Below are 13,063 nucleotides of genomic sequence, written 5' to 3' on the forward strand. Positions count from 1 at the left end.
CGGCCCTGGCGCCGAGCGGCGGGAGGCGCGGCCCGCAAACCGCCGCCGCCGCCCGCGGGCGGCCTACCGCTCCCCGGCGAGCACGAAGCGCGCGCCCAGTTCGCCGATCAGGATCGCGGGGGCGTTGGTGTTGCCGGTCGTGATCCGCGGCATGATCGAGGCGTCGATCACCCGCAGGCCATCAACGCCGTGGACGGCGAGACGAGGCGAGACGACCGCCAGATCGTCAGTCCCCATCTTGCAGGTGCCGACCTGGTGGTGGTAGGTCGCGAGCGTGTTGCGCACGTAGTCGACGAGGTCCTCGCCGTCACCCACTGAGGCGCCGGGGTACACCTCGGTCGCTCCCCAGCCGCCGTCTTCGGGTGCCGCGGCGAGCGACGCCTGGGAGCCGATCCGGCGGCACTGCCGCACCGAGGCGACGAGCGAGGCAACGTCCTCGTCGTGGCCGAGCGCGTCGGGATCGATCAGGAGCGGATCGTCGGCACCCGGGCCAGAGAGCCGGATCTCGCCGCGCGCTTGCGGCGTGATCAGCCCCGCCATCAGGGAGAATCCGTTTGCTCCGCGGGGCTCGAGGAAGTCGCCGTACATGGGGACCGAGAAGTGGATCGGCTGCGTGTCCGGGCGATCGAGTCCGGGGCGGCTCTTCCAGAACAGGTGCGACTGCGTCACGGAGACGCCCTCGCGGGGAGGGTCGATCGGTTGTTCGGTGTCGAAGATCACCGGGGCGAGGTAGTGATCGTGCAGGTTCTTGCCGACGCCGGGGAGGTCGACGACGGGCTCGATCCCGACCTCGCGAAGCTCTTCGGCCGGGCCGATCCCCGAGCGCAGGAGCACGCGGGGCGAGTCGATCGCCCCGGCTGCGAGGATCACCTCGTCGGCGAATGCCTCATGCGTCTCACCGCCTCGCGTGTATCGGACGCCGACCACGCGAGGGCGTCGCGATCCGCCCGCACCCGCGCCACTCGCGCTACCGGCGCCTGCGCCATCCCCCGCCTCCGCACCCGACTCACCAGCGAAGATCAGCTCGAGCACCCGGCAGCCCACCCGCACGTCGACGCGATCCCGAACCGGCTTCAGGTACGCCATGTAGGTGTTGAGCCGTTCGCCTCCGCGGACGGTGATCTGCTGCTGGGACACCCCCTCGATCGAGGCGCCGTTGTAGTCGGGGTTGTGTTCGAGGCCCTCCTCGACGGCGGCGTCGATGATCGACTGCTGGATCGGCGAGAGTTCGTAGTCGTCGGTGACGTCGAGTAGGCCGGAGGTTCCGTGCAGCGCGGGGTCCCCCGCTCCCGAGTAGTTCTCGATCGACTTGTAGACGGGCAGCACGTCGTTCCACGACCACCCGTCGTTCCCAAGGGAGGCCCAGTGGTCGAAGTCCTGCGGCGCGCAGCGCACCCAGATCATCGCGTTCAGCGCGTGCGATCCGCCGAGCACCTTGCCGCGCGGGAGATGCATGCGGTGCCCGTTCGCTCCGGCCAGCGGGACGGTGAAGTAGTCCCAGTCGTCCTCGCTGTGCCACAGTTCGCCCATGCGGCTGAGGTCGTGGATCGCGGGGTTCGTGTCCTCGCCGCCCGCCTCGAGCACCGTCACGTCGACGCCCGCGTCGGCGAGCCGTCGCGTGACGACCGATCCCGCGGATCCCGCTCCGATCACGATTGCCGTCCGCGGGACGGCCGGGGTGGATTCGCTGTGCTGTTCCGACATCAGAGCTGCTCCTCTTGGTTGTGCGCGGGCGCCGTCGCCCGGGCGGTGCTCTGAGCCTCTCACCGGGGCATCTCCCGGTCGAGATGGGTTCCTCGGTCATGCCCGGGGAGTCAAGTGCAGTGCGGGAAGGGTCAACCCCGTTCCTGGGCGACCGCATACCCTGAGAGGAAGGACCGGACTCGAAGTGGAGGATCCATGAGTACATACGAACAGCTGCTGGCTCAGGTGGTTGCGACGGCTGGCGAGGGCGAGACCCGCGAGGTGTTCGACCCGGCGACCGGCGATCTCATCGGGATCGCGCCGGTGCAGGGCGTCGCCGAGCTGGAGGCAGCGATCGATCGCGCCGAGGCGGCGCAGCCCGCGTGGGCCGCGCTCAGCGACGACGAGCGGATCGCCTATCTGAACAGGGCGGCCGACGCGATCGAGGCCGCGGCCGAGCCCCTCGCCGAGCTGCTCTCGCGCGAGCAGGGGAAGCCGCTGAACGGCCCGAACGCCCGCTTCGAGGTCGGCGGCTGCGTTGCGTGGACGCGCGCCGCGGCCGGCACGCCGCTGCCGGTCGAGGTGCTCATCGATGACGAGTCCGGCTACGCCGAAATGCACTACCGCCCGATCGGCGTCGTGGGCGCGATCTCGCCGTGGAACTGGCCGATGATGATCTCGATCTGGCAGATCGCCCCGTCGCTGCGCATGGGCAACACGGTCGTGCTGAAGCCGGCCGAGACGACCACGCTGTCGGTGCTCGCGCTCGTGAAGGTGATGAACGAGGTGCTCCCCGAGGGCGTGCTCAACATCGTTCCCGGTCCGGGCCGCACGGTGGGCGATGCCCTTACGCGCAGCCCGCGCATCGGCAAGATCATGTTCACGGGATCGACGCCGACGGGCAAGCGAATCATCGAGGCGAGCGCCCCGAACGTGACCCGCCTGACACTCGAGCTCGGCGGCAATGACGCCGGCATCGTCCTGCCCGACGTCGATCCGAAGGAGATCGCGGAGAACCTGTTCTGGGGCGCGTTCATCAACACGGGCCAGACCTGCGCCGCACTCAAGCGGCTCTACGTGCACGACGACGTCTACGACGAGGTCGTCGAGGAGCTCGCGAAGGTTGCGGCGAACATGCCGATGGGCGTGGGTCTCGAGGATCAGAACGTGCTCGGCCCGCTCCAGAACAAGGCGCAGTTCGACATCGTCGACCGCCTCGTCGAGTCGGCGAAGTCGTCCGGTGCGCGCGTGGTGATGGGCGGGGATCCGGATCGGGATCAGCCCGGCTACTTCTACCCGACGACGCTCATCGCCGATATCGACGCTCACCAGGACCTCGTCCTGGAGGAGCAGTTCGGTCCCGCGCTCCCGATCATCCGCTACTCCGACGTCGACGAGGCGGTGAAGCTCGCGAACGAGCTCGAGGTAGGCCTCGGCGCCTCGGTGTGGTCGTCGGACCGCGACAAGGCCCGCGAGCTCGCTGCGCGGATTCAGGCGGGCACCGTGTGGATCAACTCGCACGGCGGGCTGCACCCGATGGTGCCGTTCGGCGGCGCGAAGCAGTCGGGGTACGGGCGCGAGTTCGGCACGCTCGGCCTGAAGGCCGTCGCTGAGCCGCAGGTCGTCAGCGGCTGATCGCTCGGATACTCAGGAGATCGTGATGGATCAGGAGATCCGCGCCGCGGTGCAGCGCTACGTTGACGGCTGCGCTGCGGCGGATCCGGCGCTCGTACGCGAGGCGTTCGCCCCGAACGCCCGGATGTGGGGCTACCTCGGCCCCGACTACGTCGAGATGTCCGGGGAGGACTTCGTCGTCAACGTCGTCGAGCCAGCCGAACCTGCCGGCCCCGACTACGCCTCGCAAATCAGCGGGATCGACGTGACCGGTGACACCGCGCACGCGGTACTGGAAGAGCAGGGCTTCCTCGGCGCGAATTTCCGCAACCACTTTGGGCTCGTGCGAAGAAACGGCGTGTGGCGGATCGTGAGCAAGGTGTTTACGACCGTCTGAGGCGGACGCGCTGATCAGACCCCGAACGCGAAAAGCGGCGCCTCCCGGATCTGCTCCGGGAGGCGCCGCTTCGTCGTTCAGTGCCGGTGGTTACCAGCGGGGCTTGCGACGGCCGTCCGCGCGGTCGGCGCCGCCGTCGCGGCGGTCGTCGCCGCCGCCCCAGCGGGGCTTGCGGCCGCCGTCGCGGTCGTCGTGGCGCTGGTAGCCGCCGCGGTCACCGCCGCGATCGTCACGACGGCCGTAGCCGCCGCGGTCTCCGCCCCGGTCGTCACGGCGGCCGTAGCCACCGCGGTCCCCGCGATCGTCGCGGCCGTAGCCGCCCCGGTCGCCGCGGTCGTCGCGGCGCTGGTAGCCGCCGCGGTCTCCGCCGCGATCGCCTCGGCGGCCGTAGCCGCCGCGGTCGCCCCGGTCGTCGCGGCGCTGGTAGCCGCCGCGGCCTCCGCGGTCGCCGCCCCCGCGACGGTCTTCCCAGCCCTTGCCGCGCGGGGCGGGGCCGGTGTCTTCGCGGATCTCGATCGGCTTGCCGCCGATCACTGTGGACGAGAGCGCGTCGAGCGTGCTCGCTGGCAGGTTCTTGGGGAGCTCGACGAGGGAGAAGTCGTCGCGCACCTGGATGCGGCCGAAGTCGTCGCGGCTGAGGCCGCCCTCGTTCGCGATCGCGCCGACGATCTGGCCCGGCTTCACGTTCTGGCGGTGGCCGACCTCGATGCGGTACATCTGCAGGTCGGTGCGGCGCTCGCGCGGCCCGCGGTCCTCGCGCCCCTTGCGGTCGCCGCGGTCCCGGTCGCCGTCCTCGAGGAAGCGGGCGGCCTGCTTGCGGTCGCGCTCGAACTTGCGGTCGTCGTCCTCGGTGAGGAGGAGCGGGGTGTCCCCCTGCGCGACAACGGCGAGTGCCGCTGCGACGTCGTTCTCGGGAACGTCGTGGTGACGCACGTAGTGGTCGATGATGTCGCGGAACGCCTCGATGCGGCTCGAATCGTCGAGTGCCGCGGTGATCGCGTCGTCGAAGTTCGACAGGCGCGTGGCGTTGACCTCGTCGATGCGGGGCAGCGGCATCTGCGTGAGCGGCTGCTTCGTGGCCTTCTCGATGGCGTTGAGCAGGCGGCGCTCGCGCGGCGTGACGAAGCTGATCGCGTCGCCCGAGCGGCCGGCGCGGCCCGTGCGGCCGATGCGGTGCACGTAGGACTCGGTGTCGATCGGCAGGTCGTAGTTGATGACGTGACTGATGCGCTCCACGTCGAGGCCGCGCGCTGCGACGTCGGTCGCGACGAGGACGTCGAGCTTGCCGTCCTTCAGCGATTGCACGGTCCGTTCGCGCACGTTCTGCGGGATGTCGCCGTTAATGGCGGCCGCCGAGTATCCGCGGGCGCGGAGCTTCTCGGCAACCTGCTCCGAGTCGCCGCGGGTGCGCGTGAAGACGATGAGGCCGTCGAAGTCCTCGACCTCGAGGATGCGGGTGAGCGCATCGAGCTTCTGGGTGTAGGAAACGACCGTGTAGCGCTGCGTGATATTCGAGCTCGTCTGGGTTTTCCCAGCGATCTTGATCTCCTGCGGGTCGCGGAGGTGCTGCTGCGAGATGCGACGGATCTGGGCCGGCATCGTCGCGGAGAACAGGGCGACCTGCTTCTCCTCGGGGGTGTCGGCCAGGATCGTCTCGACGTCCTCCGCGAAGCCCATCTTGAGCATCTCGTCGGCCTCGTCGAGGACGAGGTACTTGATCTGGCTCAGGTCGAGCGATCCGCGCTTCAGGTGGTCCATGATGCGACCGGGGGTTCCGACGACAACATCGACACCGCGGCGGAGCGCGGACAGCTGCTGGCCGTAGGCCTGGCCGCCGTAGACGGGGAGCAGGTGGACGCCGGGAAGATGCGACGCGTAGCTCTCGAACGCCTCGCACACCTGGAGCGCGAGCTCGCGGGTGGGGGCGAGGACGAGCGCCTGGGGCACGTCGGATCCCGGGGTGATGCGGGACAGGATCGGCAGCGCGAACGCTGCCGTCTTGCCGGTGCCGGTCTGCGCGAGGCCGACGACGTCGCGCCCCTCGAGCAGGACGGGGATGGTTGCGGCTTGGATGGCGGACGGGGTTTCATAGCCCACGTCGGTGATCGCCTGGAGCACCTTGGGTGCGAGGCCCAGGTCGGCGAAGGTGACGCGGTCGCCCTCGGATTCTGCGGGGGCGGTGGCGTCGATGCCCTCTGGCTCGACGTTTTCGGTAATGCTCATCAGAGAATTCTACCGCGCTTCCGGCGCCCACACGCCGCTCAGGGCCCTGATCCCGAATCGGTTTTCGAAATTCTCGCCGCGCGTTCATCCGGCGGAGCTGGTCACGCCCTGTTCGGGGACGGATTTGGAGCTCCCAGCGCCTTCCCCTGGCGCATCGATCCGGGATCGTATACGATCCAAAGCGACCCCGAGGAAGTGAGGTTCCATGCTCGAGAAGGCGCAGATCGAATCCATCGCGGACGAGTTGGTGCAGGCCGACCGCGACCGCACCATCCTGCCGAAACTGACGTCCAGGTATCCGGGCATGGAGATCGAGGACTCCTACGCGATTCAAAAGGTCTGGTCAGACCGCCGGATCGAGGCGGGCGCCCGCCTCGTGGGCCACAAGATCGGCCTCACCTCGAAGGTGATGCAGGTCGCCACCGGCATCAGCGAGCCGGACTACGGCGTCATCCACGACGACATGGTGCACGAGTCCGGAGCCGTGATCGAGTTCGACCGCTTCTCAAACGTCCGCATCGAGGTGGAGCTGGCCTTCGTCCTGTCGAAGCCGCTCAGCGGCCCCAACGTCACGATCTTCGACGTGCTCGACGCGACCGCGTACGTGGTGCCCGCGCTCGAGATCCTGAACTCCCACCTCGAGCTCGAGGGCCGCACGATCGTCGACACGATCAGCGATAACGCCGCGATGGGCGCGATGGTCGTCGGCGGCAGGCCGGTGCGGGTCGATGAGACCGATCTGCGCTGGGCCTCCGCGCTGCTCTACCGCAACGAGACGATCGAGGACTCCGGCGTCGCCGGCGCGATCCTCGGTCACCCGGCGCTCGGCGTCGCCTGGCTCGCGAACAAGCTCGCCCAGCACGGGCAGACCCTCGAGGCGGGCGAGATCATCCTCGCGGGATCGTTCACGAAGCCGATGTGGGTCGAGCGCGGCGACACCGTGCACGCCGACTACAACGGACTGGGGTCGGTGACATGCCGGTTCGTGTAACCCTCCCGCCCACGCTGCGGGCGCGGCTCGACGTTTCCGACCGCCCGCTAATCGGGCTCTGGGCCTGCGCCGGCAGCCCCGTCACGGCGGAGATCGTCGCGGGAAGCGGCTGCGACTGGGTGCTTCTCGACGCCGAGCACTCCCCCAACGGACTTGAATCGGTGCTCGCGCAGCTGCACGCGATGTCCGGGTATCCCGTGGCGCCGCTCGTCCGCCCGCCGTTCGGCGATCCGGTGCTCATCAAGCAGTTCCTCGACCTCGGCGTGCAGAATCTCCTGATCCCGATGGTCGATTCCGCCGAGCAGGCCAGCGAGGTCGTGCGCGCCGCGCGCTACCCCCTGAACGGGATCCGCGGCGTCGGATCGGCGCTCGCCCGCTCCGCCCGCTGGAATCGCGTCGAGAACTATCTCGGCCGCGCCGACGAGTTCGTGAGCGTCACGGTGCAGATCGAGTCCGCCGCGGCGGTCGCCGACGTCGAGCGCATCGTGCGCGTCGACGGCGTGGACGCGATCTTCGTCGGCCCGTCGGATCTGGCTGCGTCGATGGGCCTGATCGGGCAGCAGAATCACCCGGAGGTCGTCGAGGCGGTGCTGCGCTCGATCCGGGCCGCGGTCGACGCCGGGATCCCCGCCGGGGTGAACGCCTTCGTCCCGGCGGACGCCGAGCGCTACATCGAGGCAGGCGCCTCGTTCGTCGCCGTCGGCGCCGACGTCGCGATCCTCGCGAGGCAGACGGAAGCCCTGGTCGAGCGCTTCATTCCGGCAGCGAACAACGAAGCAGATGGTGCAGATCCGGCGCCCCGCGCGAGCTACTGAGCCCTTGGCCGGGACCGAGCCCGAGGTCCGGGCAGGGCACCGCCGAAAGCCTGAATCCCACCCGAGAATCCACCCCATTCCCTCTTCCCCGATCCGCACGGATCGTATACGATAAGAAATACAACGAGATGAGCGAGGTCGCCATGACGTACGGAATCCCCACCCCAGGCAAGATCATTGCCGTCCATCTCAACTACCCTTCGCGAATCGCGCAGCGCGGACGCACGCCGGAATTCCCCTCCTACTTCTTCAAGCCGGCCTCCTCGCTCGCCCCCACCGGCGGCACGATCGAGCGCCCCGCCGGAACCGAGCTCCTCGCGTTCGAGGGCGAAATCGCCCTCGTCATCGGGGAACCCGCCCATCGCGTCACGCCCGAGGAGGGCTGGAAGCACGTCGCCAGCATTACCGCGGCCAACGACTTCGGGCTCTACGACCTCCGCGCAGCCGACAAGGGCTCCAACGTCCGCAACAAGGGCGGCGACGGCTTCACCCCCATCGGCCCGAAGGCGATCCCCACGGCGGGCCTCACGCAGGACGACTGGCGCGTCCGCACCTGGGTTAACGGCGAGCTCGTGCAGGACGACACGAGCGACACGCTGAAGTTCCCCTTCGGCCAGCTCGTCGCCGACCTCTCGCAGCACATGACCCTCGAGACCGGCGACGTGATCCTCACCGGCACGCCCGCAGGCTCCTCCGTCGTGATCCCCGGCGACGTCGTCGAGGTCGAGGTCGACGCCCCGAACACCCCGGGCGCCCCGACCACCGGCCGCCTCATCACGACGGTCACGCAGGGCACCACCGCCTTCGGTGACTTCGGCTCGAAGCCGAAGGCCGACGACCTGCAGCGCATCGAGGCCTGGGGCAGCGAGGCCGAGCACGCGGCCGCGGTCGCCGCTGGCCGCGCCACCCCGCTCGACTCGGCTGCGGCGAGCGCCGAGGCCGCCGGTTCCTCGGCACCCGCAGCGGCACTCACCGACGAGATCCGCGCGCAGCTCGACGGCGTCGCCGTCGCCACGGTCTCCGCGGCGCTCCGCAAGCGCGGCTACGTCGACATCTTCATCGACGGCGTCCACCCGAACCACGAGGGCGACCGGATCCTCGGCACCGCGAAGACGCTCCGTTTCATCCCCTTCCGCCCCGACCTGTTCAAGGCGCACGGCGGCGGTTTCAACGCGCAGAAGCGCGCGTTCGACACGGTCGAGGCCGGCGAGGTGCTCGTGGTCGAGGCCCGCGGCGTCCCCTCCACCGGAACGGTCGGCGACGTCCTCGCCCTCCGCGCGCAGGTGCGCGGCGCTGCCGGGATCGTGACCGACGGCGGCGTCCGCGACTTCGCGGCCGTGCAGGAATTCGACATCCCCGTCTTCTCGCAGGGCGCGCACCCGAGCGTCCTCGGCCGCCGCCACGTGCCGTGGGAGACGGACGTCACGATCGCGTGCGGCGGCGCGGCCGTGCAGCCGGGCGACGTGATCATGGGCGACCGCGACGGCGTGATCGTGATCCCGCCGTTCCTCCTCGCCGAGGTGGCCGCCGAGGCCGCGGCGCAGGAGGAAGCCGACGCGTGGGTCGCCGATCAGGTCGCGGCAGGGCACCCCGTCGACGGGCTCTTCCCCATGAACGCGGAATGGCGCGCCAAGTACGACGCCGAACGGGCCGCGAAGGCGGCAGGGGGCGGGGCCTGAGATGACCGCGGAGTCGAAGTCAGAGATCGCATACCGCCTGATTCGGGAACGGATCGATAGCGGACAATACGTGCCGGGCTACCGGCTCGTGCTCGCCCCGATCGCGCAGGAGCTCGGCATGTCGGTCGTTCCCGTGCGGGAGGCGATCCGCCGTCTCGAAGCGGAGCAGCTCGTCACCTTCGAGCGCAACGTCGGTGCGCAGGTTTCCCTGATCAAAGAGACGGAATACCTGCACACGATGCAGACGCTCGCGCTCGTCGAGGGAAACGCGACCGGCCTCGCGGCGCCGTTCATCACCGCGGACCAGGTTCGGCGGGCGCGTGCCGTCAACGCGACCATGCGCGAATCGCTCAGCGCTTTCGACCCGCAGCGCTTCACGGAGCTCAACCTCGAGTTCCACGCGGTGCTCTTCGAAACCTGCCCCAATCCGCACATCCTCGACCTCGTGCACCGCGGCTGGAACCGCATGAAGGTGCTGCGCAACTCGTCCTTCAGCTTCGTGCCGGGCCGGGCGCAGGAATCGGTCGAGGAACACGAGCGGATCCTTGAACTCATCGAGCGGGGCGCCGACGCCCTGGAGGTGGAGCTCGCCGCGCGCGAGCACCGCACGAAGACGCTCGATGCCGTGCTCGCCTACTCGGACGAGCATCGCCACCACGGCGAGCCACAGGCGGCCCCGGCAGCCTGATCCCTACTCGCCGCACCACGCTCCGCGCAGAATCCCGATCCGGATCGAATCCCCCTCCCGAGTCCGCGCGGAACCCCAGATCACACCAACCAGCACGACAGAACTACGGAGACAAGATGATCCAGGAGAAGCCAACCGGGCTGCCGGACAAGATCCGCCACTACATCGACGGCGAGTTCGTCGACTCGGTCGGAGGCGAGGAGTTCGACGTCCTCGAGCCCGTTTCCAACGAGACCTACATCACCGCGGCGTCGGGGCAGAAGGCCGACATCGACCTCGCGGTCGCCGCCGCGAAGCGCGCGTTCGAGGAGGGCCCGTGGCCGAAGATGCTCCCCCGCGAGCGCTCGCGCATCCTCCACAGGGTCGCCGACATCGTCGAGTCCCGCGACGCGCAGCTCTCGCTGTTCGAGAGCTACGATTCCGGCCTCCCCATCACGCAGGCGAAGGGCCAGGCCCGCCGCGCCGCCGAGAATTTCCGCTTCTTCGCCGACCTGATCGTCGCCCAGCACGACGACGCGTTCAAGGTTCCCGGCCGCCAGATGAACTACGTGAACCGCAAGCCGATCGGCGTCGCTGGCCTGATCACGCCGTGGAACACGCCGTTCATGCTCGAGTCGTGGAAGCTCGGCCCCGCGCTCGCGACCGGCAACACGGTCGTGCTGAAGCCCGCCGAGTTCACGCCGCTCTCCGCCTCGCTGTGGGCCGAGATCTTCCGCGAGGCCGGGGTGCCCGACGGCGTCTTCAACCTCGTCAACGGCTTCGGCGAGTCCGCGGGCGACGCGCTCGTCAAGCACCCCGACGTGCCGCTCATCTCCTTCACGGGCGAGAGCAGCACCGGATCGCTGATCTTCGCGAACGCAGCGCCCTTCCTCAAGGGCCTGTCGATGGAGCTCGGCGGCAAGAGCCCCGCCGTCGTCTTCGCCGACGCTGATCTCGAGTCCGCCCTCGACGCGACGGTGTTCGGCGTGTTCAGCCTGAACGGCGAGCGCTGCACCGCGGGCAGCCGCGTGCTCGTGCAGCGCGAGATCTACGACGAGTTCGTGGAGCGCTACGCCGAGCGGGCGAAGAACATCGTCGTCGGGCTCCCCAGCGATCCCGGCACCGAGGTCGGCGCGCTCGTGCACCCCGAGCACTACGAGAAGGTCATGAGCTACGTCGAGCTCGGCAAGAGCGAGGGCCGACTCGTTGCCGGCGGCGGACGCCCCGAGGGCTTCCCGACCGGCAACTACGTCGCCCCCACGGTGTTCGCCGACGTCTCCCCCGACGCCCGCATCTTCCAGGAGGAGATCTTCGGGCCCGTTGTCGCCATCACCCCGTTCGACACGGACGAGGAGGCGCTCGAACTGGCGAACAACACGAAGTACGGCCTCGCCGCCTACATCTGGACCTCCGACCTGAAGCGGGCGCACAACTTCGCGCAGTCCGTCGAGGCCGGCATGGTCTGGCTCAACTCGAACAACGTGCGCGACCTGCGCACCCCGTTCGGCGGCGTCAAGGCCTCCGGTCTCGGCCACGAGGGCGGCTACCGCTCGATCGACTTCTACACCGATCAGCAGGCCGTCCACATCACCCTGAACGAGGCCCACAGCCCCCGCTTCGGCACCGGGGCCAAGTAATCCACCGCTGTATTCCGCCCGCGGCGCGCGGGCCGGGCACGCGAGGGCCGACCCCCGTCGGCCGCCGCTCCCCGGCCCGGACCGCGCGCCAGGGCACCCCACTCAGAAAGGCACGGAACACGACATGTCCGCACTCAACGATCGAGTCAAGACGTCCTCAGGTTTCTACGTGACGAAGGAAGCCCCGATCGCCACCGATAATCCGATCCCGACCCCGTCGGTCCCCGCACCCGACATCCTGCGCTGCGCCTACATGGAGCTCGTGGTCACCGACCTCGCGGCCTCGCGCGAGTTCTACGTCGACGTGCTCGGCCTCACCGTGACCGAGGAGGACGAGAACGCGATCTACCTCCGCTCGCTGGAGGAGTTCATCCACCACAACCTCGTGCTCCGCAAGGGCCCCGTCGCCGCGGTCGCCGCGTTCTCCTACCGCGTGCGCACCCCCGAGGACCTGGATCGCGCCGTCGCGTTCTACACGGAGCTCGGCTGCCGCGTCGAGCGTCGCGCCGAGGGCTTCACGAAGGGCATCGGCGACTCGGTGCGCGTCGAGGATCCCCTCGGCTTCCCCTACGAGTTCTTCTACGACGTGGAGCACGTGGAGCGCCTTGCCTGGCGCTACGACCTCTACACGCCGGGCGCGCTCGTCCGCCTCGACCATTTCAACCAGGTCACGCCGGACGTCCCGCGCGCGACGAAGTTCATGCAGGACCTCGGCTTCCGCGTGACCGAGGACATCCAGGACGAGGAGGGCACCGTCTACGCCGCCTGGATGCGCCGCAAACCCACCGTGCACGACACGGCGATGACGGGCGGAAACGGCCCCCGCATGCACCACGTCGCCTTCTCCACCCACGAGAAGCACAACATCCTCGCGATCTGCGACAAGCTCGGCGCCCTTCGCCTGTCGGACCGGATCGAGCGTGGCCCGGGACGCCACGGCGTCTCGAACGCGTTCTACCTGTACCTCCTCGATCCCGACGGCCACCGCGTCGAGATCTACACGCAGGACTACTACACCGGCGATCCCGACAACCCCGTCGTGACCTGGGATGTCCACGACAACCAGCGTCGCGACTGGTGGGGCAACCCGGTCGTGCCGTCCTGGTACACGGAGGCCTCGCTCGTGCTCGACCTCGACGGCAACCCGCGCGAGGTCATCACGCGCACCGAGGACTCGGAGCTCGCCGTGACCATCGGCGCTGACGGCTTCTCCTACACCCGCGAGGGCGACGAGGAGAAGGGCTTCAAGCTCGGCAACACGCTGTAGGCGGTCACGCCTCGACGAGCGGCGGGCGCGACGACCGGGGATTTCCCCGGCGTCGCGCCCGCTGGCGCGTTAGGCGCACCCGCTTCGCAC

General features: G+C 69.4%; 10 protein-coding genes. 8 read left to right on the forward strand and 2 right to left on the reverse strand.

Features of this window, described 5'->3' with window-relative positions; genetic code table 11:
- Positions 1 to 63: 63 nt before the first annotated feature.
- A complete protein-coding gene (locus JD292_RS10515) occupies positions 64 to 1,704 on the reverse strand; it encodes a GMC family oxidoreductase (RefSeq protein WP_200132709.1) in 1,641 nt (546 codons plus the stop codon).
- Positions 1,705 to 1,899: 195 nt separating this feature from the next.
- On the opposite strand from JD292_RS10515, the gene JD292_RS10520 reads away from it, so the two are divergent.
- Both JD292_RS10520 and JD292_RS10525 read left to right on the forward strand, forming a co-directional pair.
- Positions 1,900 to 3,318 (forward strand): aldehyde dehydrogenase family protein, encoded by a 1,419-nt coding sequence (locus JD292_RS10520; RefSeq protein WP_200132710.1) that lies wholly within the window; start codon positions 1,900 to 1,902, stop codon positions 3,316 to 3,318.
- 25 nt (positions 3,319 to 3,343) lie between these two features.
- On the forward strand, positions 3,344 to 3,694 hold the full coding sequence (locus tag JD292_RS10525) for a nuclear transport factor 2 family protein (RefSeq protein ID WP_200132711.1): 351 nt from the start codon (positions 3,344 to 3,346) through the stop codon (positions 3,692 to 3,694).
- 90 nt (positions 3,695 to 3,784) lie between these two features.
- Here the strand turns inward: JD292_RS10525 and JD292_RS10530 are convergent, their stop codons facing one another.
- Positions 3,785 to 5,917, reverse strand: a complete 2,133-nt coding sequence (locus tag JD292_RS10530) for a DEAD/DEAH box helicase (protein WP_200132712.1) — start codon at positions 5,915 to 5,917, stop codon at positions 3,785 to 3,787.
- Positions 5,918 to 6,122: 205 nt separating this feature from the next.
- Here JD292_RS10530 and JD292_RS10535 point away from each other — a divergent pair, with 205 nt between their 5' ends.
- The 6 genes from JD292_RS10535 (at position 6,123) to hpaD (ending at position 12,973) form a co-directional block, all read left to right on the forward strand.
- A complete protein-coding gene (locus JD292_RS10535; protein WP_200132713.1) occupies positions 6,123 to 6,908 on the forward strand; it encodes a fumarylacetoacetate hydrolase family protein in 786 nt (261 codons plus the stop codon).
- Positions 6,893 to 7,723 carry an HpcH/HpaI aldolase family protein gene (locus tag JD292_RS10540; RefSeq protein WP_200132714.1) on the forward strand — a complete coding sequence of 277 codons (831 nt, stop codon included), beginning with the start codon at positions 6,893 to 6,895 and terminating at the stop codon, positions 7,721 to 7,723. Before JD292_RS10535 ends, JD292_RS10540 begins: the two co-directional genes overlap by 16 nt.
- Before the next feature lie 143 nt (positions 7,724 to 7,866).
- Positions 7,867 to 9,402: a fumarylacetoacetate hydrolase family protein gene (locus JD292_RS10545; RefSeq protein WP_200132997.1), complete on the forward strand. Its 1,536-nt coding sequence runs from the start codon at positions 7,867 to 7,869 to the stop codon at positions 9,400 to 9,402.
- A gap of 1 nt (position 9,403) precedes the next feature.
- Positions 9,404 to 10,090 carry a GntR family transcriptional regulator gene (locus JD292_RS10550; protein ID WP_200132715.1) on the forward strand — a complete coding sequence of 229 codons (687 nt, stop codon included), beginning with the start codon at positions 9,404 to 9,406 and terminating at the stop codon, positions 10,088 to 10,090.
- Positions 10,091 to 10,206: 116 nt separating this feature from the next.
- Positions 10,207 to 11,706, forward strand: a complete 1,500-nt coding sequence (gene hpaE, locus JD292_RS10555; RefSeq protein WP_200132716.1) for a 5-carboxymethyl-2-hydroxymuconate semialdehyde dehydrogenase — start codon at positions 10,207 to 10,209, stop codon at positions 11,704 to 11,706.
- Between the two features lie 124 nt (positions 11,707 to 11,830).
- Entirely contained in the window at positions 11,831 to 12,973 is a 1,143-nt protein-coding gene (hpaD, locus tag JD292_RS10560) for a 3,4-dihydroxyphenylacetate 2,3-dioxygenase (RefSeq protein ID WP_200132717.1), read from the forward strand.
- The last annotated feature ends 90 nt before the right edge of the window (positions 12,974 to 13,063 follow it).

It is taken from the genome of Leucobacter edaphi, assembly GCF_016522535.1.
Lineage (GTDB): Bacteria > Actinomycetota > Actinomycetes > Actinomycetales > Microbacteriaceae > Leucobacter > Leucobacter edaphi.

Excerpts from the sequence above, each read along its gene's own strand:
- JD292_RS10515 (WP_200132709.1), bottom strand. The coding sequence starts at position 1,704 with ATGTCGGAACAGCACAGCGAATCCACCCCGGCCGTCCCGCGGACGGCA.
- JD292_RS10525 (WP_200132711.1), top strand. The coding sequence starts at position 3,344 with ATGGATCAGGAGATCCGCGCCGCGGTGCAGCGCTACGTTGACGGCTGC.
- JD292_RS10520 (WP_200132710.1), top strand. The coding sequence starts at position 1,900 with ATGAGTACATACGAACAGCTGCTGGCTCAGGTGGTTGCGACGGCTGGC.
- JD292_RS10550 (WP_200132715.1), top strand. The coding sequence starts at position 9,404 with ATGACCGCGGAGTCGAAGTCAGAGATCGCATACCGCCTGATTCGGGAA.
- JD292_RS10545 (WP_200132997.1), top strand. The coding sequence starts at position 7,867 with ATGACGTACGGAATCCCCACCCCAGGCAAGATCATTGCCGTCCATCTC.
- hpaE (WP_200132716.1), top strand. The coding sequence starts at position 10,207 with ATGATCCAGGAGAAGCCAACCGGGCTGCCGGACAAGATCCGCCACTAC.
- JD292_RS10535 (WP_200132713.1), top strand. The coding sequence starts at position 6,123 with ATGCTCGAGAAGGCGCAGATCGAATCCATCGCGGACGAGTTGGTGCAG.
- JD292_RS10530 (WP_200132712.1), bottom strand. The coding sequence starts at position 5,917 with ATGAGCATTACCGAAAACGTCGAGCCAGAGGGCATCGACGCCACCGCC.
- JD292_RS10540 (WP_200132714.1), top strand. The coding sequence starts at position 6,893 with ATGCCGGTTCGTGTAACCCTCCCGCCCACGCTGCGGGCGCGGCTCGAC.
- hpaD (WP_200132717.1), top strand. The coding sequence starts at position 11,831 with ATGTCCGCACTCAACGATCGAGTCAAGACGTCCTCAGGTTTCTACGTG.